Below are 22,982 nucleotides of genomic sequence, written 5' to 3' on the forward strand. Positions count from 1 at the left end.
CCTCTAATTGTTGTCAGACTTAACATATAACAAATTTAAAAAGAACATTCAATGAACATATTAAAAGAGCCCCTCAAGGCTCTTTTTTATCTGGAAAATCCTCTCTTATGGACGGCGTAAGAGGGCAAGACCGGCCAAAGAAAGACCTAGTAATCCTACAAGGCCAGGCTCAGGAACGTCATTACCATTCCCACCATCATCTCCACCGCCATCATCTCCGCCTCCGTCATCGCCACCACCTGTGTTACAATTCATCTCAAGCCCGCAATTATTAAAAGTGAGGGTCATAGATGTCACATGTGCAGCGCCCAAAGCTGCTTGCAAAAACAGATAACTATTTGTCCCTGAATAATCAAGGAGGCTGGTAATGTCATAAGTCCCAGCAGACAGGCCAAGCGTACTCCCAGGCAAAGGCTTCGTATAGTTGGTATTATCGGCGACCGCATGCATAAAAAGACTATTTTGATCTGCATCATTATAGGCATCAAGTGTGATAGAGAGTTGTACATTTGAATTCAAACCTATAAATATATTCAAAAGCTCGATTAAAGGATCTACGTTAAAAACCAAAGCATCGCGTGCGGTGAAAGAAATATTGTCCGAATTCATCATCACCTCCCTGTCAAGCTCAAGATTCGTAAAGCCAAAAAGCCTCCGATAATTACTACCCTCCTCGAAAACCATCCCTGTATAAACATTCAAATAATTCCGAAGCAAATCCGTGTTGACATCCATAAATGATGAGTGGCCCTGTACGCCCAAGCCTAGCCCACCAACACCTGATGAATATAACAAACCGGATCCCATAACAGTACTTCCAGCAACGACTCTCCCAGAGGTTAACAGAGCAAGATCAATACCCGTCGAAAAATTAAGATTAGATGTAGTCGCACCATAATATTGGAAACTAGTAAAATCAGAACCGCTTACTGACTGTGTCAAATCATAAGTAATACTAATAGTTGCTTGTGCTTGTGATGTATAAAGAGCCGCTGTTAATAGGCCTAGTGCTAAAATGTTTTTTTTGATCATCTTATTTCTCCTTTTTCTTTAAAAGTTCGTTTTTATCATTGCAATAAACGTGCCAAACTATAAATTCATAAAAATCAATTGGTTACAATAACACCATCTCACCTCATAACACAGATTTATAAAAATCACTGACAGTTTGTTTGCGTGACGAACATTTTTATGGACGGCGTAAGAGGACAAGACCGGCCAAAGAAAGACCTAGCAATCCAACGACACCTGGCTCAGGAACGTCATTCCCATTCCCGTCCCCATCTCCGTCCCCGCCACCTGTGTTACAATTCATCTCAAGCCCACAATTATTAAAAGTGAGGGTCATAGATGATACATTTGCAGCACCCAAAACTGCTTGCAAAAAGAGGTAACTATTTGCTCCTGAATAATCAAGAAGACTGGTAATATCATAAGTCCCACCAGACAAAGCAAGCGTACCCCCTGGTAAAGGTGGCGTATAGTTAGTATTATCGGCAACTGCATACATAAAAAGACTATTTTGAGCCGCATCGTCATAGGCATCAAGTGTGATAGAGAGTTGTACATTCGAATTGAGCCCCACTAAAAGATTCAAAAGCTCGATTAAAGGATCTACGTTAAAAACCAAAGCATCACGCCCGAAGAATCTAACAGCGTTATCTGAAGTGATCGTCACGTCATCATTCATATCAAGATTCGCGAGGTTAAAAAGACCAACATAATTATCGCTCTCGCCCATGACAAACCCTGTATAAACATTCAAATAATTCTGTAGTGCATCTGCATAGACATCCGTAAATGTTGAGTTGGGCCATACGCCCAAGCCTGATCCACCAACACCTGATGAATGCAACGTACCTTCAAGCATACCTAGACTTCCAACAACAACTTTTGCACGGGTTATCAGATCAAAATTAATCCCCGTTGCAACGTTAAGATTGGTTGTTGTCGCATGATAATATTTCACAGCAGAAATACCGCTTGTTGACTCTGTCAGATCATAGGTAATGCTAATTGTTGCTTGGGCTTGTGATGTGTAAAGAGCGGCTGTTAATAGACCAAGTGTGAAAATAGTTTTTCTGATCATATTATGTCTCCATAAGTTTATAAAAACACCTTCTAGCACTTGCAAAAAGCATGCCATATTGTAAATTAAATAAAATCAATGCATTAGATATGAACAAACACTCACAACCAAGAAACTTTGTCAAATATATTTACAATATACCCGCACCTTACAAGAGAACCTTTTCCAATTTTAATGGCAAGGTTAATCCTGTCAAGTGAGGCATATGGTCTTTCAAATACAGAACATCTTCAAGCCCGATTTTTGTATTGAATAAGTGAATTATTTCAAGCGACTGCAAAAGCTCTGGGGCTAACTTCAAAAAATCAGCCTCAAACAATGTTCTGACATTGCTCACACTCAGTCTTTTCAGATTGGGAGCAGCTTTTAAAACAGAAGCAATATCATCAATTGTTATTTTTGTGCCTGAAAGATTCAGCTCTTCTAATGCCGGCAGAGAAAGAGTTCCAAACATTTTAAGCTCTGGCCTTGGCATATCATGCTTACCCGACAGATTTAACTTTGTGATATAGGGCGCGGCTTCCATCAGCAGCATAAAATTTGTTGCCCCTATGCTAAAATCTCTCATATCCACAATCCGTAAAGCTGGCAGCGAGCCCTTAACCAAAACAGAAAAATGAGCATCATGATAGTTTCCGTGATTCACCACCAATTTGGTAATATCTGGAACCGCCAAAAGAAGATTCGGAATCATCTCAGCTGACATACGTTTTTGGGGATCTTTTGGGATTTCTTCTATTTGAAAAACAAATCGTCTTCCCACTGATTTCAGATAGTCAATCGTCATCATCTGCGAGCATCGAATACTCAGTCTTTTCAATTTTGGCAACTTACGCAAAACATTGTCCAATTTTGTACGACTCATGTCGCACCTGATAGAGACGGAGCGAATGAGCAAAGGCTGTCCTTTCACTTCTTCTAAAACACTCATCAAAGCTTTTCTTTGCTCCTGATTCGTAATCAGAATATGCAAATTCCTGATTTGACTCAAAAAATCAGCTGACCAGCCTTTTCCCGTGATGATCATGTTATAAATGTCTTTCGGCATCAGGTAATTGCAAATATTGAGCAAAGCCTCATGAGACAGTTTAGAAAACCCAATTTCCCCTGTTTGTTCTAAAAGAGGCTTAGATATAGAAAAGCCGTGGAACTGATCGAGTTTCACGGCTTCAAATGCAATGGGTTTTTGGCTCTGGGGCCGATGCATTCCAATGGAATCTGGAACACATCCAGTCTGTTCAATATAACCCGTCATCTTTTCTCCTCAGATTCATTTTTCAACATTTCACCTAATGTATAGTTCTACCAATCTAAAATCAATGCAAACAATTCTTATTTTAGAATATCAAAATAACATTGAACAAATCTGAATGAGGCCAAAAAACAAACTATCTTGCTATCTCATTTCATTAAGGTACAATGTCGATCATCTATCTCAAAGGACAACCAACATGGCTCTTATCTCAACACCCTCTATCGAAACATCCACGACCGACACGCCCAGCGCTCCTCAACCGCAAGTCCGAGTGATTGATGGAGCAAAAGCACGCGCTCTTATTCTTTCTCTTTACAATGATCCACGCATCCTCAATGCCTTTTGTCACAATGCGCCTAAAGCTCTTCTCCAAATGACCGCAACAATTGAAGACGCTCCCGATCCAATGCGCCGGAAATATATAGATTAGTCAGTGTTGAGTTATACCAAAGGCCCTATGAAGCCCTCTCTCCTTTCGAGCAATGGATCATTGAGTCCTATTGCAGATATGAAACGCCTTTACAAATCGTCCCACAACTGTGTGATGACCTTCTCAAAGAAATGGCCACATACCGATATTTTGAAGAAAAAACGCCTGAGGCCATAGTACGCAATCTATCTCATGACTATTACGAGGATAATGAGCGGGCCTTCATGGTCCGCTGTTTAGAATTCCGGGCTTCTTGTACCGCTAAGCTTGTGAGACAACGTCCTGAATGGAAGATTAACACCCTTGATCCAGAACAAATACCCAATTATCAAATTTACGAAAAATATCAGTTGGGTTATTATGACTATCTTGAATTACGTAAAAATTTACTCACAAACAAGCACAATATCAGACAATCGGATCTCCTACATTTCCTCTATATGAGCGAATATCTGCTCTTTATTCCTCCAGAAATTAAGTACTTAAGCGCGATTGTTCAACTCGATCTCTCAGAACTTCATCTGAGCACACTGCCACCTGAGCTCTTTACACTCACAACTTTGGTATCGCTTTCACTTGATAAAAATAATCTCACCGCAATTTCACCTGAGATTAAATGTCTTGTGAATCTACAGAGACTCTATCTCAACTACAATAATTTAAGAATCTTACCATCAGAAATTGCAGATCTTCCTAATCTCAAAAAATTAGATGTTTCCTTCAATCCAAATTTAAAAGTCATCCCACCCAAGATTTTGAGAAAGCCATCTCTTCAGGTCACATCAACTTGCTCAGATAAAGAGGATGATTAGCCTCAATCTAAGACCCACTTTTGACTGTTTCATAAAATAATTTTTCAGCCTTATCCAGATTTTTTTGAAGATCCTCAAATGACGATATTCTATGCAATTCATCCAGAATGGCAACAATAGACCCAGGCAAATCATCAGCTAAATAGCGCAATCCGTAATCTTGCCTTACGCGAGAATATCGATACCGTAACATCTCAATCAGCGGAAGAATAATCCGCGCATTATAAAAATAGAGAGCCTCCGTATATCGATTACGCTTGATCGCGCGTTCAACCAAAATGCGCGCTAAAAAAGAGAACTGCTTCTGACAATCATCAATCTTTACCTTGAAGGCCTCTGCAGAATTCGGGAGCGTATCGATGGTCTGAATCAGATGAGATTCATCACAAAACACCAAAGGATTCGGGCCCATTCTTTGTTTGCTTAAAAAAACTGGCAAATACTCTTCAGTAAAGACAAGAACATCAAGCATATGAAAAGGCGAGGCGTTCTTTAATTTATAAAACCTTTGCTTCAGATTCGCATAGGCTGGACTATAAGAATCCTCTATCCCAACAAATGAATTCAAAGCGACCTCAAGATCACTGACAATTTGATCAGAGTGCTCTGTGTCCGCAACAATCCGAAGGTCTATGTCCGAGAGATCATCTTGCCGATCAAAGGCCTGACTCCCTGAAAGAAAAGCTGCTTTTACGCCTCTCTGCTTTTTAAAATAAGCAGAGAGAAAGTCAATAATTTGATCACGTGATACTTGCATTTATATCTCCTTTGGCAGTTTAATCAATAAGCTGAGGACTTACTATAACTACTATGACGCGGTACTTTTACCTCAGCCGGCGGATTTTGCTCACTCTGTTGTATCGAATGTTCAAGGGTATATTTATAATCACCAATGGCAATCACCCCTCTAGGAACGAATGCGTCCGCATTAATCAGATTATCCTTGAAATCAGCAAGCACCAAAGACTTAAGCTTCGTTAATTCTTTCGGCACGCGCGTCAGACGATTGCCACGCATATAAATACCTTTCAGGTCTTTAAAGCCCAAGATTTCTTTAGGGAACTCATTCAGGGCATTATTATCCAGTGTGATGTGCTTCAAAAATGTCAAAGTCTTGATTTCAGGGGGCAGAAAAGGAATGTCAAAATCCATCAAGAGGAGAATATGCGCTCTCTCTTCAAAAGCTTGTAGAATGACACTGCGAGCGGCCAAGTAAGATTCATAAAAGGATAAATCCATACCATCATCCCCGCCAAAGGCACTGATATGCTGCTGAATCCAATCCAAGTAGGTATGCATTCTTTTCAGATGCGCGTGAAATGATTCAACAGTCTCGCCTTCGGTATAAAGAAAATAGGGGAAAGAGATAAAATTCATCACATCTGTTGTGGATAGACCCACGCCAGAAATTGAATTTTGAATTTGAATAATAAGTTTTGTAATGTCAGCTTTCATCGCCGAATCTTGATTGATTAAGTCAGAGAATCCCTTATTCACCACCACATCCCTCACCCAATAGGGTGCTTCTCTGAGCGTCACAGGACAAGCATCAAGCTCTTCTGTTCGTCTGAAATAAGGGTCAATTTCTTCAACAAAAAAACCTTTAAATTGAGAAGCAGACTTAGGCGACGTGAGAAAACAGATTGAATTTTCCTTCCGCATCAATCCAATGGGAGCAATGGCATGCCCCGTATAGGGTATGTTAAAATTAGGTATCGTCAGATGCGCCATTGATATCTCCATGATTAAAATATGACTCACATATGGCATGGAAAAACCAGAAAAGCAATAAGAAAAAATCACTTATCGCCGTGAACAAAGTGATGTGTTCTTCGAGCTATAAAATTTAAGCACACATTTAAAAATAAAAATTAAATAAAATGCATGATATAATCAATAGATATATTGCCAAGGAGAGACCAATGTCTAAAATTGACCATCCATCAACATCAGCTATTCAAGTTTCTGATCAGATGACAGAGGCAAAAGACACCACTTTGCAGGCCCGTACAAAAAGTGAAACTGTGCCTGAATTAAGCCACACAAGCCTTACTGAACGCATCTCAGCTCAAACAACAAAAGAAACGACGTCACCACAGCAGCTCTTTGATGTGCTTGAGCGCGATGACATGGATGAATTTGAGCGCATTGTTGAATCATCCGATCCTAAAACAATTGCCAAAACAGTCAATGCAGAAGGGCAAACAATAAGCCATCTTGCCGTTTTGGCCGGCAACGCGAAAGCACTGATCATCCTGAATAATGCAAATCGAGGCAATGTCTGGGATATCAAGAATTTAAAAGATGAACGCGTTGGTGATTATATCAAACAGAAAGGGAAGAATTTTCGCAATCAAATCATTGAAATGGATAAAAAAAATGATCAAGCCAATCAGCAAAAAAATATAAAGAGTCTTTTTAAGGCGCTTGAAAATGATGATCAAGAGTTGTTTGATTTCCTGATCAAAAAAGTGAGCACTCAACAAATTGGAGCTGCCAGAAATGAACCAGGACAAACGCTTGCGCATCTTGCGATTGAAAAACATAATATCGCGGCCTTTTTCCAACTCAGAGAATTAAATGAAAGCCCATTAGGCGGCATTTCAAATGCGCAAGGCGAAACTGTGAATGACTATATTCAAAAGCAAGACCCTGCTTTTAAAGCAGAACTTCAAAAAGAGATGCTTGTACATAGCAAAAAACTGGGCCTTGCTCAGCGTTTAATTCTTGATAAAGCAGCAAAATTTTTAAAAATAAGAGCTGAAGATATGAGAAAACAAGAACTACAAGAAAATGATCCAAGATTAAAACATATTGAAGAGCTCGAACTAACAATACATATAATGCTCGAAAAAGGACATTGCCATGGATTTGCGGTTGCCTGGGTTGAAATGTTTGTCCTGGGCTTAGAGGATCAATATTACAAAGACCTCGCGCTTCTACGAGATTGGGATGCAACCAAAGAGAGTATCACACCCGAACTCACCAACATGATGGATACTTTATTTCAACGGATTCTTTTTTATCATCATGAGTCCGTCTCACATATCACGAGAGGTAGCTGGAATGACCCGTTTCTTCCTTCCACACAAGGAGATCTCCTCTCAAAATATCTTGATAATCCTAACTTTATGTTCCCTATACTGCAACTGAAAATAGAAACAAAATTCATTTCAACGGCTATTTTAAGCTTACTCCTTAAAGAGGGGAATGCTATCATGATCGGAGGCGGTGGACATTCAATTGCCATCGGTCAGAAGAACGATTTCTATTATCTCTTTGATTCAAACTATAAGGGAGATGAGGAAAATGTCAATCTTGAGAGAGGCGGGCGAAAATTTGATTCACTGGATGATCTCTCAAAAAATATCCGTCATCAACTTTATGAAAGTTTAGGAAATCCCCTTACCTACATCAGTTATTCATTGAATGTTGTTGACCTTAAAAAAGCAAATCATCTCTATCCTCGCCAAAAGGAAATTGAAGACGCCGCGAAAATTGAAGAGTTAGAAGAAGATAAATTACTCAATCATTTTGATAAAATAAATAAATTCATTATTCACCAAGTCGAAAACTTCCCCTATATTGAACAGCTTATCTCATCGATGAGCAAAGATCAAATCAACGACAATAGCCGCGGCATGAGCATTTTGGATCAGTTCATTAGCAGTAACACTCCCTTTAAAAAGGAAGTCATCAAATTAATTCTAAATAAAGGCGGGGAACTAACTTTAAATGAGAGAAACTCTCTTTATTGGACAATCCGTTCAGAAAATGAACCTGATGTGATTCGCATGATTTATGAAAAAAATCCTCAGCAAGCAGAATCCCTGCCCCCAGAATTTAAAGAGAAATTGAAAGAGGCTCTGGAAAACCAACAAATTTAAACAGAAAAAAGGCTCTCATTTAAGAGTTTTCTCGACAAGCCCAACAAGCCTTATGGGTGCCTCTGTTCCATCTTTCACTTTCATTGGCAAGGCCATCACAAAAGCCCCCGTAGGAGGCATCTTTTCAAGATTGGCAACATTTTCAAGAAGCACGCGCCCCGTACCTAAAAAAGCGCGATGGACGGGAAAGCCTTCATCAGGTCTATCTGATGAGAGGGTATCGATCCCAAGAGCCTGAACACCACGCTCAATCAGCAATTCAGCCGCCTCAACAGAGACATCTGGAAAGACGTGATTATGATGATATTTTTTAAGATCACCCCAGAACTTGGCCCATCCTGTTTTGATCATCACGCATGAGCCATGTGTAATAGTGCCGTGTTTTTCCTCAAATGAAAGAATATCTTCTTTTGTGACCGCATAGAGCTCATGACTTTGAGCTGACACATCGATCACAAAACAAGGAAAACACAGATCATTCACATCCAAATCATGAATTGATTTATGCCCTGGAAAACAATGACTTGGCGCATCCATATGCGTTCCGATACCTGCAATCATACTCAATTTCAAAATACGAAACTTATCGATCCCTTCACAATCATCATAATCCATATGAACCTCATGATGAAATCCACAGCCACCGTTCCAAGTTGGGATATTCGGATCAAGAGTATGTGTTAAATCGATGAGATGATATTGAAATGTCATGTCAGCTCCTTACTCAATAGTTTTTGTTATCATTCTTCTGAACATAAACCCAAGCTTTTGTGCCAGAGGCCATGGTGAGCAATTGCCTTTCGTAATCATCCACCTCATAGGCATCAGCATGAATAAGCTCTTCATCCGTCACCTCAAAAACCATACCTGAAACTGAATCACCTGGCTGATCGCTTGGTACAACAATTTTATGCGTCTCTTCACCACTTAAAGCGATCACTGCTTCATCCTTGATGGGCAGTGGCACAATCTTATACCCGGGAAGAGCATCAACAGCCCCCTCTAAAAGGCGGCCAAAAGTGCTCAATTGCACAGCTTCATATTGCAACGTTCCATAAGAAAAAAGATTGGGCATTTGTGGGTCCTCTTGGGTGTTTTTAGATATTCACTTAGATTAGCCAGGGCAAGAGATAAAAGCAAGATGTAAAGAGGGGGGGCCATTATCCTTTAACAGCAATCCCAATAAAAAATCACATTAGAAAAATCTAGATTTTTTAGATCCTCTTTTAAGATAAAAAATGAAGCAATGCCAGCATCTCCAAATGAAATATGCGTATCATAACCAATTTGTAGCAAAACCTCGTATTGATCATCTAAAAGAAAATCCGGCGCTTGTTGTGTGAAGCACGGATACCCACCAATTTTATGATTGGTATTACTTTCAACAACAGTGTGATATAACTCATAAAATTCAACTCCATCAATAAATTGGCCGTCGTAAATTTCGTAAAGCTTATCAAAAAATGGACTATCCATGGATACAGGTTTTTTCTGCTTAGAAAAAGCCAATTCATGAACGCAGTTCATTGGAAACTCATCCGTCTCTTTCAAAAAACCTAAGTTTTGACTTTTCAAGTAAGAACCTTGATTTGGTATATAAAGAGCTTTAAAGGAAGATTCCTCATCATCAAATCTCATTCCATACAAATGGTGATGCGTATCAATATAAAATTGTAACAACCCATCTCTTGGAAAAGGCTCTAAGTAAGGCATATCAATGAAATTTATTTGAGCCAAAAGATGCATCGGCTCTCCATCTTTATTTTTTGGATACTCAACCGAAGCAGGCAAATAAGGTAATCCTCCAAATTTACTAGCCCATATCGGAAGTCCATCCAGATTTTGATTTTTACTCAAAACCGATAAACTTGTTGGCTTGGGCCTTTCAACAGGCGTCGCTACGATAGCTATAAATTCTTTTGAAGAATCATATATATCTTTTAGAACTTGTAATGAATTCATTTCAATATCCAATCATTTATACATTAGAGATGTTAGGGATTAAACCCTAACCTTCAGAACAAAGCAAGAAAATTAAGAGAGGAGGTGTTTAAAATTTTTATCTTTAAAATAGGATAGTGTTCTTGCATAAATAGGCCTATTCATGGCACTAGAAACTAATATAATATGATCGCCCCCCAAGCTGCACAACCGTGAGGGGTGAATAAGGGGATCATCTTCAAACCACTTTACTACAGTTGGATGGTTATTAATATCCTCATATTTCGTGACAGTTTTTCTTTGCCTTTTATATGTCCCTATTTTTTGTGATATCAATTCACACGGCTCAATTAATGCTTGAGAAAAAATAACCTGATGTGTTAAATGAGAAACTAAATGATCAAAGTAATTTTTACCCCATGTTTTTTCGAATTGATAATAACCTTGACTAACCATCAGCATCGATAAATTTAATGATTGAAACATATTAGAGCTTAACAATAAATTTGAAACATCTGGTAATAATGACGCATCATCAATCAAAGCACGAATTGGTCTTTTCCTTTCAGATTGCACTTCTCCGGAAGTCAAAACTTGAAATAGGGCCTCGAAAAAGAAAACAGTTAATTTACCTACATCATCTGATCCAAACAATGGATTCTTTATATATATTGTTACAGGCTTTCCATCTATCTCTCTGATATTTTTCAAACTAAAGTCAGAACTAGAAGTTACACAACTAACACCAGTCTTCTCAAAAGCAGAAAAACTTAAGCTCACGCAAGTAAAAAAATTCATCCTTTCTAAACGTGAAAAAGATGCTATCCTTAACAAATGCATTCTTATTCGTGAAGGATATTGCCTTTCTTTAGCGATATCCGCTGCTAATTGAAACTTCCCCAATCGATGCTCCCACTGAGAGTGCCTTGCCCAATCAAGAACCTCAACTATTGTGGTTGATCTTCCTTCTGATTTACAAAGTAAAATATAATATAAAATAATAGATGAAAATACATCGCTCATATAAGAAATTCCTACAGAGTTATAATTTCTGCACCAAAAAATTGCACATAATTTATCTACGTAAAACTCAACGTCTTGAGTATTTTCAGGAAGATTCTCTAAAGCTATTGGATTCCAAGAATTAAAGATTTGATCAGCATCACACCAATTTAAATGAAAAATAGGCCCTAATTTTTCACGATATTTTGAAGTCTGACTATACAATGTACCATGGGCCTCACTAATAATGAGTGTTGCATCATCACTATTTAGAATCGTAGGCATTACAATACCTGCTGATTTACCTATTCCTGTTGGACCAACAACAACTGCAGCACATGGAGAGTTCACAGCAAGCAAATGCGAAGAATTAAAATCACCATCAAAACGCCCAAGAACAATACCTTTTTCTGCCAACATGTTAGGTTTCATTCTTCTAATATCTTTCAATGTTGCCCATTTAGCTTCTGAGTTCCTATAAACATATAAAATGTCTAGAACCCATTTTACCGGGTGAATCTTACGTATATAGCCATATGATTTATTAACAGCCAAAATATAAAAAGCAAAAGATGATTGAGGCAACCATTCATGAATTAACAAATCGAAAATCTGACCAGATTTGATCAATGAAATAATATCTAACTCAGAAAAATAATAGCATACACAACCCCAAAGCAGAGCAAAAAAAGCCCAATAACCAATTAAATATATATACCTGCTATAGAACATGGAAACCTCTTTTTTAATAAAAATACTTAACCATATATTTACCACTATTTTTCAATTTTCTAAAACGAAAAAAAACACTCATAAACATGTTAACAAGCACTATGGCCAAGAGCCAGATACAGACAAACCTGCGCAAGCAAAGATAATTTAAAAATGATGTTTAGGCATCATCCAACAATCAAACTCTCATCCTTATGCGATGACAGAACAATCTGTGTCATTGATTTTAAAACATGACACTGCCCCTTCAGAAAATCAGTAATTAATGCTTCAAGTGTCTTTGTATCCTGACACCTCACTTTCAGCACAAAATCATACTCACCCGTCACATGGTGACATTCTAAGATAGACTCATGTTTTGAAATCTCTGATAAAAAATGTTTGCGATGCCTTGGTTGATCTAATGTCGTAAAAATAAAAGCACATAAATTCATATCCATAAAATCAGCCGAGACAAGAGCTGTCATTTTTCTGATCACGCCGCTCTGCTTGAGACGCCTTAATCTTTCATTCGCAGCTGACGCAGAAAGCCCAACTTTTTCACCCAACTGCGTGCTTGTTAAAGTAGCATCATGCATAATGCACTCAACAATTATGCGGTCTGTACCATAAAATTCATTATTTTTTATTGACATATTCACATTTTCCTGTATAATTTCCTGTATAACATATATTACAAAGGATATTTTAAAATGTCAATACATCTTTATTTTTTCGAAGCTTGGATAATCGGCATAGCAATTGCAGCCCCCGTCGGCCCAATAGGCATGTTATGCATCAGAAAAACATTAGAGATTGGCCTCAAAGGCGCCCTTCTTGTCGGCCTAGGAGCAGCAATTGCTGACGCTATGTATGGAATGATTGCCGCTCTTGGGCTCACAGCCATTTCAAATATTATGCTCAATATGGCGGGTCCGCTTAAATTAATTGGCGGATTATTCTTACTCTATCTCGCCTATAAAGAAATCACAAGCGCAAAGACGCCTCATGAAGCTCATATTAAAGAGAAAAGCAGTCTGAGAATGGTCATTGAGGTGTTTTTTCTTACGATAACAAATCCCGCAACCATCTTGAGTTTTCTTGCTATTTTTGCATCTATTGGCCGCGGAGCCACATCTACATTAGAGTCACTGACCTTGGTTTTAGGAATTTTCTTAGGTTCCATGACCTGGTGGCTTATATTAGGTTTTCTGATCAGCAAAATTAGGCACAGGCTCCCAAAAGCTTGGCTTGAGAGGATAAAATGGCTCTCTTGTTTTATTATTGGTGGCTTTGGACTCTGGGCGATTATCAGCGCAGTGATGGTTTAATCTCAAGTATCTCTCGAGCTCAGTCCCGCTATAAATAAAGGAAGTCCATAATTTTAGTCATTTCACCCACCCTACAAAATTTCCGCATTGAAACTGAAGATAATCATTGCATAAGGATCAGGGTTCTCAGGAGTTTCGAGCTCTTTTGCTGTTTTAAACACCTCAGAAATTTGACCTGTTGCAACCTCATGAATCATTTTTCGCCAAAATTTGACTGCCTTTATATTTTCTGGCATAACGGAAACTGTCCACCTTCCGGGATGCTGTTTAAAAATCTGCCTTGCTACCGCTCTTGCAATACCCTTGCCTTGAAATTTTGCAAGAATAAAAAATTCCCCCATGTTCCAATCCACAGGGTCAAGCAGAGAGATTTTATCCAACAGAACAAATCCAGCAATTTCAGTGCCAACCCTTACCATAAAAGCTTTTTCGCCTGGCGTCTCAAAATAATGTTTAAAATCGATGCACTCAAACAGGCCATCTTCAGGGCATTCCCATCCCATAAAAGCAGTGCGATCATAGACATAAAAGCGCGCCATATTCTGAATGGTCTGATAATCAGAAATCGTTGCAGGCAATAAATGAACTTGTGGCATAAACTTTCGAATCAACAAATGATGCACTTTGCCTTTGCCACTGACATCGCCTGGCATCACAAAATCACACACATGATCAAATCCCGCTTTCATGTAAATGTGCTTTGCTCTCGGGTTATCGCTCGCGGGATCAATCAAAAAGGTGTCTGCCTTTGGATCACAGTCACGCCTAAAGAAGTCAAGAAACGCCGTTAGCGTTTTTGCTCCATAGCCTTTACCCAAGAATTGTGGATTGCCGATCATGTAATCAAGGCCATAGCTATGCCCCGTTTTGGACAGACGAGATAGCTTTTCATCGCCTATATCATCTTCACCCGTTTCCTGAATTGTCATCAACATGGCAAAGGGTTGATCATCACAGCTTGCGATCCAATAGACATACTTACCGTCACAATAAGTTGATGGCTCTGTCCTGCCATTCACAAAATTGAGGATATCATTTTTATGCGCATCAGACTGATCCCAAAATTCCATTACATGAGGCTCAGCAAGCCAATTGAAGATGGTTGAGAGATCTGCGTTCGATAGTTTTTGAAAGTGGAGCATTATATATTCCTAAATTAAATGAAAGACTAACATATAATAGTTTCTGAGTAAATTGAATAACTAACCAGTGCACCGGCTAAAAGCAAGGCGCAAAGCAGCGCCTATTTGTGAAGGCTCACTATCATGAGGAATATTAACGTAATCTCTCTTGTCGATACCCTCCCCGCTCCATGCTTCAAGCTTTTCATGATGACTGGGTCGAATCGTTATCAAACCTTGATCAAGATTAATACCACAGGACTTCATATCTGCGAAGAAGCTTCTTTTTGTTTTATACCCGAATCAATTATAAAAATTAACAATTTACCGAGAAGATAAAAAATACTATATTAAAACTAAAAATCAGAAAGGATATATTTATGTCAGCTTATCGGTTTAATTATATTATTAAAAATATTGATATTCTTCTGTCAGAAAATCCCTATCAAGACAAGAACTTAATTTCATTACAGGGATGGGCCGACTATGGTATTGTCGGATGGGATGAAAAGTATTCGTGTTACTATGTTAGCCTGGTCATGGATGATGATGAGTATCAAGCTATATTAGAAAATGATCAAAGCATCTCTCTAGAAAACTCAACTGGCATTCACACTTTTGAACAACTGTGCAATAAAATCAGTGATATCTTTGGTGTCTGGTCGGGAATATTTGAATTTGAAAATAATATAGAGATTACCAAGAGGAGTAATCGTCACACAGAAGCCCTAAAATCACAACCTCCAACTGATTACCTCAAAATCATTAGCGAGTTTTCCACTAAAATATATAAACTATGTAAATTTATCCTTAAATGGGCATTCCTTATTTTAACACACATATTCATATTCTTTTTTGAAGCTTATATTAACTCACAATGGAAAAAGTCAAAAAACAGAAATTATTACAACCCTTTTATAGGCGTTACTATATACAGATGGGGAGACGATTGGAACATGGTTATAGACGATGTGCATTACAAACATTATTCTTCAGTACAATCCGCAAAAGATGATGCCTTAAAAAAATGGTATGAAAGATAGAACTCCTTTTGATTTTTTCAAAAGAATCATGAAAAATCATACAACTGACAACATGCACTGAATCGAATTAGAAAAGAAAACCCTCTTTCTAAAAAGAAATGTAAACCAAAAGCAAACTAAAAAATTTACTTCTCTAAAAATATAAACACAAAGCAAGGAACTTCCATATGGCACAAATTATTTTTCCAAATTGCGACATAAGTTTTGCAAGTGATCTTTTAAATGATACAGACTATATCACGAGAACATTAAAGGAAATATACGCAGGTAATGTAGAATGGATCCCCAGTCCAGAATTCTTAAAAAATAGAATCAAAGAAAGAAACAGTATATACCTTAGAAAAGATTTTTGGGATTATTCAGAAAGAGCAAAAAAAATTCAAGAATATTCTGTCACATCAGCAGAAATCACCCCTTATTATATTGCTGATTCTTGTTCCAAATATAGCGTATGGAGAATGAACATTAATAACTTATGGAGAGCAATGAAGGATGCAGAAGAGAACATCTTAGGAGATTTTAAAACCGCAACATTACTAAAATCCACATTATCGTTGAAAGATACAGATCCCGCTTTTGGATATCTTTATGCTCATTTAATTTCTATTTCCATTTTACCTCTCCCTTTGGGGGAAAAAAGTATAAAACACCATATTTTCCCTTATATAAAAAGAGCCTATGGCACAGGTATAGCATCTATACAAGATAATTTACCTGCTCTATATCACTTTTGTAAAGACATCAAGGATTGCTTAGAATGCCGAGACCTCCAAGAATCTGCGCTAGAATTATTAGATAAAGTGCTGTTAGATCTAGCACAAAGAAATCCGTACAGCAATTGGAAATCACTCGCAATAAAAGCCGGGCTTCTGAAAAATAACTCAATATTCTAGAGAAGAAGTCAAAGATACACGTTGACGTAACGTAAGGTTCAAAAGATAATTTGAATAATCGATCAAAATTTCTCGTTTGATCAATTTTTGTACAGAGAATCTTGGATCATCAACTCTTTCTTAAAAAACAGTCGGTTGAGCGTTATTTGTGGCGCGACAATGGGATAATCGACTGGCAACTCTGATTGCGGAATCTCAACAAATCCATTGCGCTCATAAAAGCGAATGGCGGCTTTGAACTCAACCAAAGTGTCCAGATATAAAGCCTTGATCCCATGCTCTGCAGAATAGGTAACAATGGTGTCAAGCAAACTCTGAGCGATTGATTTGTCTCTACCGCGGTGAGATTTATCGACGAACATTTTACGAATCGCCCCACAATTGTCTCCAAAAAAGAGAAAGCCAGCTGTGCCGATGACTGTGCTATCTTCAACGGCAACCCAAAAAGCCTGATAAAATTGTTGAATTTGCAAAAGATCTGGCTGATCTTCGAGCGTGATATTGATGTTGAATTCATTCTGCTGCGTTCCCACAATTAAGGAAACGAGGGATTCGTTGATGATTGGATCGTATTGATCATATAGACTAATTTTCATTTATGTATACCTGTATATTTGAGAAATCATGATAATAAAAAATATTTTAAAAAAAACAACTTAGAAAGTGTTCATTTGATGAAGGTGATTTTGTATATGGAGAATAGAATGAACGTAAGAGATATATATGCTTTTATTTTGGGGTGTTAGTGAATCTGAAGACTCTTTGAGGAGCTTATTCAGACCACTTAACTTTTAAGTTTAGAGAACTTTCGTTGCACTATCTCTCCCAACTGGAGAGAATAGATTTAATAATGATGATCAGAGAAGGAGATCAAGCCGATTAGGTTATTAGTATCGGTTAGCTTCATGCATTACTGCACTTCCACACCCGACCTATCGACGTGGTAGTCTTCCACGACCTTAATAGGGAGTACTTGTTTTGAGGTTAGTTTCCCGCTTAGATGCTTTCAGCGGTTATCTATTCCATACTTAGCTACCCGGCGGTGCCATTGGCATGACAACCGGTACACCAGAGGTATGTCCATCCCGGTCCTCTCGTACTAGGGACAGATCCTCTCAATACTCCAACACCCGCGGCAGATAGGAACCGAACTGTCTCACGACGTTCTAAACCCAACTCACGTACCACTTTAATCGGCGAACAGCCGAACCCTTGGGACCTTCTCCAGCCCCAGGATGTGACGAGTCGACATCGAGGTGCCAAACCTCCCCGTCGATATGGACTCTTGGGGGAGATCAGCCTGTTATCCCCGGCGTACCTTTTATCCGTTGAGCGATGGCCCTTCCACGCAGTGCCACCGGATCACTATGACCGACTTTCGTCTCTGCTTGACTTGTCTGTCTTGCAGTCAGGCTAGCTTATGCCATTGCACTCATCAGTTGATTTCCGACCAACCTGAGCTAACCATCGCGCGCCTCCGTTACTCTTTGGGAGGCGACCGCCCCAGTCAAACTACCCACCATACAGGGTCCCGGCTCCAGATAATGGAGCACGGTTAGATAACAAAAGGGGCAAGGGCGGTATTTCAAGGGTGGCTCCACCACGGCTAGCGCCGCGGCTTCAAAGCCTCCCGCCTATCCTACACATGCCATTTCTGCTACCACTGTAAAGTTATAGTAAAGGTGCACGGGGTCTTTCCGTCTAACCGCGGGAACTCCGCATCTTCACGGAGAGTTCAATTTCGCTGAGTTGGTGTTGGAGACAGCGGGGAAATCGTTACGCCATTCGTGCAGGTCGGAACTTACCCGACAAGGAATTTCGCTACCTTAGGACCGTTATAGTTACGGCCGCCGTTTACTGGGGCTTCAATTCAGAGCTTGCACTCCTCCTCTTAACCTTCCAGCACCGGGCAGGCGTCAGACCCTATACTTCGTCTTACGACTTAGCAGAGCCCTGTGTTTTTAATAAACAGTCGCTACCCCCTGGCCTGTGCCCCCTCTTATTGCTTGCGCAAAAAGAGGGCCTCCTTCTTCCGAAGTTACGGAGGCATTTTGCCGAGTTCCTTCAACACCATTCTCTCAAGCGCCTTGGTATACTCTACCAGCCCACCTGTGTCGGTTTGGGGTACGGTCATTAATGCAGAGGTTATTTCCTGGAAGTCCTTCACTGCACACCCAATCCAATAAGGATGTACAATATACGGCCTTCGTCACCTTCTGCTGGCTGAGGAATATTAACCTCATTCCCATCGACTACGCCTTTCGGCCTCGCCTTAGGGGCCGGCTTACCCTGCGCGGATTAACCTTGCGCAGGAACCCTTGGGCTTTCGGCGAATATGTTTCTCACATATTTTATCGCTACTCATGTCAGCATTCTCACTTCTGATACCTCCAGATAACCTCACGGTTACCCTTCACAGGCTTACAGAACGCTCCGCTACCGCGCCATTCATAAGAATGGCACCCGCAGCTTCGGTAGATGATTTTAGCCCCGTTACATTTTCGGCGCAGGACGGCTTAACTAGACCAGTGAGCTATTACGCTTTCTTTAAAGGATGGCTGCTTCTAAGCCAACCTCCTGGCTGTCTTGGCCTTCCCACTTCCTTTCACACTTAATCATCATTTGGGGACCTTAGCTGGCGGTCTGGGCTTTTTCCCTCTCGTCCACGGACCTTAGCACCCATGGACTGTCTGGCCGTGCAGTACTCTACGGTATTCGGAGTTTGGTTAGGTTTGGTAAGATTCGCATCCCCCTAGCCCATCCAGTGCTCTACCCCCGTAGGTATTCACACGACGTACTACCTAAATAGTTTTCGCGGAGAACCAGCTATTACCCGGTTTGATTGGCCTTTCACCCCTAGCCACAGGTCATCCCCTAATATTTCAACATTAGTGGGTTCGGTCCTCCAGTGCATGTTACTGCACCTTCAACCTGCCCATGGCTAGATCACCGGGTTTCGGGTCTAATCCATGCAACTATGTCGCCCTATTCAGACTCGCTTTCGCTACGCCTACACCTATCGGCTTAAGCTCGCTGCATAAATTAAGTCGCTGACCCATTATACAAAAGGTACGAGGTCACAAGTGTTCAGAATCAAAAAGACAAGCTTTCTCCTACGCACTACGTGCTTCGGCGGACAAGTTGTAAGAATGACAAGTCATTAAATAAACTCTCTTCTCTTTTTAATTCTGAACACTCGCTCCCCCTGTTTGTAGGCATTTGGTTTCAGGTCTATTTCACTCCCCTCATTGGGGTTCTTTTCACCTTTCCCTCACGGTACTTGTTCACTATCGGTCATTAGGGAGTATTTAGGCTTGGAGGGTGGTCCCCCCATCTTCAAACAGGATTTCACGTGTCCCGCCCTACTCATGTACACTCATTACCCATACTTATACGGGGCTATCACCTACTATGGCTATCCTTTCCAGAATATTCTAATTAGATAATGAATGCAACTGGCCTGCTCCGCGTTCGCTCGCCACTACTAGCGGAATCTCGGTTGATGTCTTTTCCTCTGGATACTTAGATGTTTCAGTTCTCCAGGTTTGCCTCATGACCCTATGTATTCAGATCATGATACCCTAAAAGGGTGGGTTTCCCCATTCGGAAATTCCCGGATCAATGCCTGCTCGCAACTCCCCGGGACTTATCGCAACGTGCTACGTCCTTCATCGCCTCCTAATACCAAGGCATCCACCAAATGCCCTTTTTGCGCTTGATCTCCTTCTCTCAGCATCATTACAACAAACAAAATTGCTTTTATTTGTGTCTCTTCATGCATTGGAAGTTCTCGCTTTCGTTCAAACTTTTGTTATAAAAGTCAAACAACAAACTTGCTTTGTATCGGTTTCGATACACCTCACTTTACACTAAACTTAATCCTAAAACTAAATTCACTGCAAACTTGAGTTAGTCAAGTTTTTATTTGCTTCTACAACACGTTGAACGAGTGTTATATATATATCTTTACGCTATTTCATATCTCGACTGAGGTTTTAACACTCAATCTTACCTATTAAAAGGTCACTGATTCTGACACATAAACGCCTTCTGAGCAAGCTCAAAATTCGCTTATTTTTCAGATCAGAGAACAAAAGTTATCGGCCTCATTCACACTGTGAATGCTACATATAACTGTTGATCACTGATCTCATCAACATCTTCTAAGACGCTCCATTACCGACTTTCATCGTTAATGGTGGAGGCAGACGGGATCGAACCGACGACCTATAGCTTGCAAAGCTATCGCTCTCCCAACTGAGCTATGCCCCCATTGTTTCGCTTTCGATCTTTCAATCGCCCTCGCGGCTCATTTGAAAGCTTTGCCTTTTGATTGGTGGGCCTGGGAGGACTTGAACCTCCGACCTCACGCTTATCAAGCGCGCGCTCTAACCAACTGAGCTACAAGCCCTTTTCATCTTTTTATATTAAGCACCAGATGAGAGGTTTAAAACGATTCAGTTTGATTTCTAAAACAGGCCCGGCAGCGACCTACTTTCCCGTGCCTTAAGACAAAGTATCATCGGCGCAGAGAGTTTTCACGACCGAGTTCGGAATGGGATCGGGTGCTTTGCCCCTCGCTATAACCACCGGAACTGATTTAGAAATCAAATCTGAATTGTTTTTTAAAAGGGAGTTAGAAAGTAGCAGAATCATCGATTTTACCTTAGAAAGGAGGTGATCCAGCCGCAGGTTCCCCTACGGCTACCTTGTTACGACTTCACCCCAGTCGCTGACCATACCGTAGACGGCTGCCTCCTTGCGGTTAGCGCACCGGTTTCAGGTAAAACCAACTCCCATGGTGTGACGGGCGGTGTGTACAAGACCCGGGAACGTATTCACCGCGGCATGCTGATCCGCGATTACTAGCGATTCCGACTTCATGCACTCGAGTTGCAGAGTGCAATCTGAACTGAGACGAATTTTAGGGATTTGCTCCAGGTCACCCCTTTGCTTCCCTCTGTCATCGCCATTGTAGCACGTGTGTAGCCCAGCCCGTAAGGGCCATGAGGACTTGACGTCATCCTCGCCTTCCTCCGGCTTATCACCGGCAGTTCCTTCAAAGTGCCCAGCATTACCTGATGGCAACTGAAGGTGAGGGTTGCGCTCGTTGCGGGACTTAACCCAACATCTCACGACACGAGCTGACGACAGCCATGCAGCACCTGTGTGGCACCCAGCCGAACTGAAGGTCTTTGTCTCCAAAGACCATAGTGCCCATGTCAAGGGCTGGTAAGGTTCTGCGCGTTGCTTCGAATTAAACCACATGCTCCACCGCTTGTGCGGGTCCCCGTCAATTCCTTTGAGTTTTAATCTTGCGACCGTACTCCCCAGGCGGAGTGCTTAACGCGTTAACTCCGACACTGAATGCGTTAGCATCCAACATCAAGCACTCATCGTTTACGGCGTGGACTACCAGGGTATCTAATCCTGTTTGCTCCCCACGCTATCGCGCCTCAGCGTCAGATTCTAGCCAGATAGTCGCCTTCGCCACTGGTGTTCCTCCAAATATCTACGAATTTCACCTCTACACTTGGAATTCCACTATCCCCTCTAGATCTCTAGCCTGCCAGTCTTAAATGCAGTTCCTGGGTTGAGCCCAGGGCTTTCACACCTAACTTGACAGACCGCCTACGCGCCCTTTACGCCCAGTAATTCCGAACAACGCTAGCCCCCTTCGTATTACCGCGGCTGCTGGCACGAAGTTAGCCGGGGCTTCTTCTCGGGTTACCGTCATTATCTTCACCCGTGAAAGAGCTTTACAATCCGAAGACCTTCTTCACTCACGCGGCATTGCTGGATCAGGCTTTCGCCCATTGTCCAATATTCCCCACTGCTGCCTCCCGTAGGAGTCTGGGCCGTATCTCAGTCCCAGTGTGGCTGATCATCCTCTCAGACCAGCTATGGATCGTTGCCTTGGTAAGCCTTTACCCCACCAACAAGCTAATCCACCGCGGGCCCATCTTTTAGCGATAAATCTTTCCTTTACAGCGCCAAGCTGCAAAGCGTATCCGGTATTAGCCTTAGTTTCCCAAAGTTATCCCAAACTAAAAGGTAGGTTCCCACGTGTTACTCACCCGTGCGCCACTGATAGCAAGCTATCCGTTCGACTTGCATGTGTTAAGCATGCCGCCAGCGTTCGTTCTGAGCCAGGATCAAACTCTCATGTTAAAATCCTGCTCGTTTTTACTGTTGTTAAAGTCATAAAGCCTAAACTCTATACCTTAACTGCTCAATTAAAACGTCAGTTGACGAGTTCTCACAAACTCTCTCATACCTTCCACTTACGTGAAAAGTACAAGCAAATGTCACTGACCTATTCACTCATTATTCCCTCGCGGAAATAACAAACTCATAAGTTGTTTCTTCTACTCTTCTAAGAGTGTTTGATACGAACTACTGTTTTTTGTAAATCAATAATTCTGCTACCATCCAACTCCCTTATCTAGCTTACTGTTTTTCAGATC

At 40.7% G+C, this 22,982-nt stretch carries 19 protein-coding genes, 2 tRNA genes, 3 rRNA genes and 1 pseudogene; 6 read left to right on the forward strand and 19 right to left on the reverse strand.

The window, feature by feature from the left end:
- Positions 1–105 precede the first annotated feature (105 nt).
- The 3 genes from KBF71_05940 to KBF71_05950 form a co-directional block, all read right to left on the reverse strand.
- Complete coding sequence (locus KBF71_05940) at positions 106–807, reverse strand: PEP-CTERM sorting domain-containing protein (protein MBP9877858.1); 702 nt, start codon at positions 805–807, stop codon at positions 106–108.
- A gap of 382 nt (positions 808–1,189) precedes the next feature.
- Positions 1,190–2,089, reverse strand: a complete 900-nt coding sequence (locus KBF71_05945; protein MBP9877859.1) for a PEP-CTERM sorting domain-containing protein — start codon at positions 2,087–2,089, stop codon at positions 1,190–1,192.
- A 148-nt stretch (positions 2,090–2,237) separates the two neighbouring features.
- Positions 2,238–3,344 carry a hypothetical protein gene (locus KBF71_05950; protein MBP9877860.1) on the reverse strand — a complete coding sequence of 369 codons (1,107 nt, stop codon included), beginning with the start codon at positions 3,342–3,344 and terminating at the stop codon, positions 2,238–2,240.
- A 196-nt stretch (positions 3,345–3,540) separates the two neighbouring features.
- Between KBF71_05950 and KBF71_05955 the strand changes: the two genes are divergently transcribed.
- Both KBF71_05955 and KBF71_05960 read left to right on the forward strand, forming a co-directional pair.
- Positions 3,541–3,774, forward strand: a complete 234-nt coding sequence (locus KBF71_05955) for a hypothetical protein (protein ID MBP9877861.1) — start codon at positions 3,541–3,543, stop codon at positions 3,772–3,774.
- Between the two features lie 131 nt (positions 3,775–3,905).
- Entirely contained in the window at positions 3,906–4,586 is a 681-nt protein-coding gene (locus tag KBF71_05960) for a leucine-rich repeat domain-containing protein (protein MBP9877862.1), read from the forward strand.
- Positions 4,587–4,593: 7 nt separating this feature from the next.
- On the opposite strand, the gene KBF71_05965 is transcribed toward KBF71_05960, so the two are convergent.
- A complete protein-coding gene (locus KBF71_05965; protein ID MBP9877863.1) occupies positions 4,594–5,343 on the reverse strand; it encodes a hypothetical protein in 750 nt (249 codons plus the stop codon).
- A 23-nt stretch (positions 5,344–5,366) separates the two neighbouring features.
- Complete coding sequence (locus KBF71_05970; GenBank protein ID MBP9877864.1) at positions 5,367–6,317, reverse strand: leucine-rich repeat domain-containing protein; 951 nt, start codon at positions 6,315–6,317, stop codon at positions 5,367–5,369.
- 191 nt (positions 6,318–6,508) lie between these two features.
- Between KBF71_05970 and KBF71_05975 the strand changes: the two genes are divergently transcribed.
- Positions 6,509–8,473 carry a hypothetical protein gene (locus KBF71_05975; protein ID MBP9877865.1) on the forward strand — a complete coding sequence of 655 codons (1,965 nt, stop codon included), beginning with the start codon at positions 6,509–6,511 and terminating at the stop codon, positions 8,471–8,473.
- Between the two features lie 15 nt (positions 8,474–8,488).
- Here the strand turns inward: KBF71_05975 and KBF71_05980 are convergent, their stop codons facing one another.
- The 5 genes from KBF71_05980 to KBF71_06000 all read right to left on the reverse strand — a co-directional run bounded on the left by KBF71_05980 (position 8,489) and on the right by KBF71_06000 (position 12,783).
- A complete protein-coding gene (locus tag KBF71_05980) occupies positions 8,489–9,184 on the reverse strand; it encodes a cyclase family protein (protein MBP9877866.1) in 696 nt (231 codons plus the stop codon).
- Positions 9,185–9,197: 13 nt separating this feature from the next.
- A complete protein-coding gene (locus KBF71_05985) occupies positions 9,198–9,548 on the reverse strand; it encodes a gamma-glutamylcyclotransferase (GenBank protein MBP9877867.1) in 351 nt (116 codons plus the stop codon).
- A 92-nt stretch (positions 9,549–9,640) separates the two neighbouring features.
- Positions 9,641–10,447: a DUF1963 domain-containing protein gene (locus tag KBF71_05990; GenBank protein MBP9877868.1), complete on the reverse strand. Its 807-nt coding sequence runs from the start codon at positions 10,445–10,447 to the stop codon at positions 9,641–9,643.
- Positions 10,448–10,507: 60 nt separating this feature from the next.
- Entirely contained in the window at positions 10,508–12,148 is a 1,641-nt protein-coding gene (locus KBF71_05995; protein ID MBP9877869.1) for a type IV secretory system conjugative DNA transfer family protein, read from the reverse strand.
- Between the two features lie 167 nt (positions 12,149–12,315).
- A complete protein-coding gene (locus KBF71_06000; protein MBP9877870.1) occupies positions 12,316–12,783 on the reverse strand; it encodes an Lrp/AsnC family transcriptional regulator in 468 nt (155 codons plus the stop codon).
- Positions 12,784–12,840: 57 nt separating this feature from the next.
- Here KBF71_06000 and KBF71_06005 point away from each other — a divergent pair, with 57 nt between their 5' ends.
- Positions 12,841–13,458 (forward strand): LysE family transporter, encoded by a 618-nt coding sequence (locus tag KBF71_06005; protein ID MBP9877871.1) that lies wholly within the window; start codon positions 12,841–12,843, stop codon positions 13,456–13,458.
- A 71-nt stretch (positions 13,459–13,529) separates the two neighbouring features.
- Here KBF71_06005 and KBF71_06010 read toward each other — a convergent pair whose 3' ends face one another.
- From KBF71_06010 to KBF71_06020, 3 genes and pseudogenes are all read right to left on the reverse strand, one after another.
- Positions 13,530–14,054 carry a GNAT family N-acetyltransferase gene (locus KBF71_06010; protein MBP9877872.1) on the reverse strand — a complete coding sequence of 175 codons (525 nt, stop codon included), beginning with the start codon at positions 14,052–14,054 and terminating at the stop codon, positions 13,530–13,532.
- Positions 14,055–14,057: 3 nt separating this feature from the next.
- Positions 14,058–14,603, reverse strand: a pseudogene (locus KBF71_06015) (GNAT family N-acetyltransferase).
- A 57-nt stretch (positions 14,604–14,660) separates the two neighbouring features.
- Positions 14,661–14,846, reverse strand: a complete 186-nt coding sequence (locus KBF71_06020; protein ID MBP9877873.1) for a CdiI family contact-dependent growth inhibition immunity protein — start codon at positions 14,844–14,846, stop codon at positions 14,661–14,663.
- A 113-nt stretch (positions 14,847–14,959) separates the two neighbouring features.
- On the opposite strand from KBF71_06020, the gene KBF71_06025 reads away from it, so the two are divergent.
- Both KBF71_06025 and KBF71_06030 read left to right on the forward strand, forming a co-directional pair.
- On the forward strand, positions 14,960–15,622 hold the full coding sequence (locus KBF71_06025; protein ID MBP9877874.1) for a hypothetical protein: 663 nt from the start codon (positions 14,960–14,962) through the stop codon (positions 15,620–15,622).
- Positions 15,623–15,789: 167 nt separating this feature from the next.
- The gene (locus tag KBF71_06030) at positions 15,790–16,515 is read left to right on the forward strand and encodes a hypothetical protein (GenBank protein MBP9877875.1); all 726 of its coding nucleotides are present in this window, start codon (positions 15,790–15,792) and stop codon (positions 16,513–16,515) included.
- Between the two features lie 80 nt (positions 16,516–16,595).
- On the opposite strand, the gene KBF71_06035 is transcribed toward KBF71_06030, so the two are convergent.
- The 6 genes from KBF71_06035 to KBF71_06060 form a co-directional block, all read right to left on the reverse strand.
- Positions 16,596–17,111, reverse strand: a complete 516-nt coding sequence (locus KBF71_06035) for a GNAT family N-acetyltransferase (GenBank protein MBP9877876.1) — start codon at positions 17,109–17,111, stop codon at positions 16,596–16,598.
- Between the two features lie 270 nt (positions 17,112–17,381).
- Positions 17,382–20,236, reverse strand: a 23S ribosomal RNA gene (locus tag KBF71_06040).
- 475 nt (positions 20,237–20,711) lie between these two features.
- A tRNA-Ala gene (locus KBF71_06045) sits at positions 20,712–20,787 on the reverse strand.
- Positions 20,788–20,849: 62 nt separating this feature from the next.
- Positions 20,850–20,926 (reverse strand) — tRNA-Ile (locus tag KBF71_06050).
- Between the two features lie 67 nt (positions 20,927–20,993).
- A 5S ribosomal RNA gene (gene rrf, locus KBF71_06055) occupies positions 20,994–21,109 on the reverse strand.
- A gap of 76 nt (positions 21,110–21,185) precedes the next feature.
- Positions 21,186–22,686, reverse strand: a 16S ribosomal RNA gene (locus tag KBF71_06060).
- Together the 16S, 23S and 5S rRNA genes with 2 tRNA genes alongside form the textbook arrangement of a ribosomal RNA operon.
- Positions 22,687–22,982 lie beyond the last annotated feature (296 nt).

This window comes from Alphaproteobacteria bacterium (genome assembly GCA_018063245.1).
Taxonomy (GTDB): Bacteria; Pseudomonadota; Alphaproteobacteria; order JAGPBS01; family JAGPBS01; genus JAGPBS01.

What these genes read in the sequence shown, in the direction of transcription:
- KBF71_05940 (MBP9877858.1), bottom strand. Translation starts at nt 807, where the DNA reads ATGGGATCCGGTTTGTTATATTCATCAGGTGTTGGTGGGCTAGGCTTG.
- KBF71_05965 (MBP9877863.1), bottom strand. Translation starts at nt 5,343, where the DNA reads ATGCAAGTATCACGTGATCAAATTATTGACTTTCTCTCTGCTTATTTT.
- KBF71_05960 (MBP9877862.1), top strand. Translation starts at nt 3,906, where the DNA reads ATGGCCACATACCGATATTTTGAAGAAAAAACGCCTGAGGCCATAGTA.
- KBF71_05955 (MBP9877861.1), top strand. Translation starts at nt 3,541, where the DNA reads ATGGCTCTTATCTCAACACCCTCTATCGAAACATCCACGACCGACACG.
- KBF71_06010 (MBP9877872.1), bottom strand. Translation starts at nt 14,054, where the DNA reads ATGCCACAAGTTCATTTATTGCCTGCAACGATTTCTGATTATCAGACC.
- KBF71_06000 (MBP9877870.1), bottom strand. Translation starts at nt 12,783, where the DNA reads ATGTCAATAAAAAATAATGAATTTTATGGTACAGACCGCATAATTGTT.
- KBF71_06005 (MBP9877871.1), top strand. Translation starts at nt 12,841, where the DNA reads ATGTCAATACATCTTTATTTTTTCGAAGCTTGGATAATCGGCATAGCA.
- KBF71_05980 (MBP9877866.1), bottom strand. Translation starts at nt 9,184, where the DNA reads ATGACATTTCAATATCATCTCATCGATTTAACACATACTCTTGATCCG.
- KBF71_05945 (MBP9877859.1), bottom strand. Translation starts at nt 2,089, where the DNA reads ATGATCAGAAAAACTATTTTCACACTTGGTCTATTAACAGCCGCTCTT.
- KBF71_05950 (MBP9877860.1), bottom strand. Translation starts at nt 3,344, where the DNA reads ATGACGGGTTATATTGAACAGACTGGATGTGTTCCAGATTCCATTGGA.
- KBF71_06025 (MBP9877874.1), top strand. Translation starts at nt 14,960, where the DNA reads ATGTCAGCTTATCGGTTTAATTATATTATTAAAAATATTGATATTCTT.
- KBF71_05985 (MBP9877867.1), bottom strand. Translation starts at nt 9,548, where the DNA reads ATGCCCAATCTTTTTTCTTATGGAACGTTGCAATATGAAGCTGTGCAA.
- KBF71_05970 (MBP9877864.1), bottom strand. Translation starts at nt 6,317, where the DNA reads ATGGCGCATCTGACGATACCTAATTTTAACATACCCTATACGGGGCAT.
- KBF71_06020 (MBP9877873.1), bottom strand. Translation starts at nt 14,846, where the DNA reads ATGAAGTCCTGTGGTATTAATCTTGATCAAGGTTTGATAACGATTCGA.
- KBF71_05975 (MBP9877865.1), top strand. Translation starts at nt 6,509, where the DNA reads ATGTCTAAAATTGACCATCCATCAACATCAGCTATTCAAGTTTCTGAT.
- KBF71_05995 (MBP9877869.1), bottom strand. Translation starts at nt 12,148, where the DNA reads ATGTTCTATAGCAGGTATATATATTTAATTGGTTATTGGGCTTTTTTT.
- KBF71_06030 (MBP9877875.1), top strand. Translation starts at nt 15,790, where the DNA reads ATGGCACAAATTATTTTTCCAAATTGCGACATAAGTTTTGCAAGTGAT.
- KBF71_06035 (MBP9877876.1), bottom strand. Translation starts at nt 17,111, where the DNA reads ATGAAAATTAGTCTATATGATCAATACGATCCAATCATCAACGAATCC.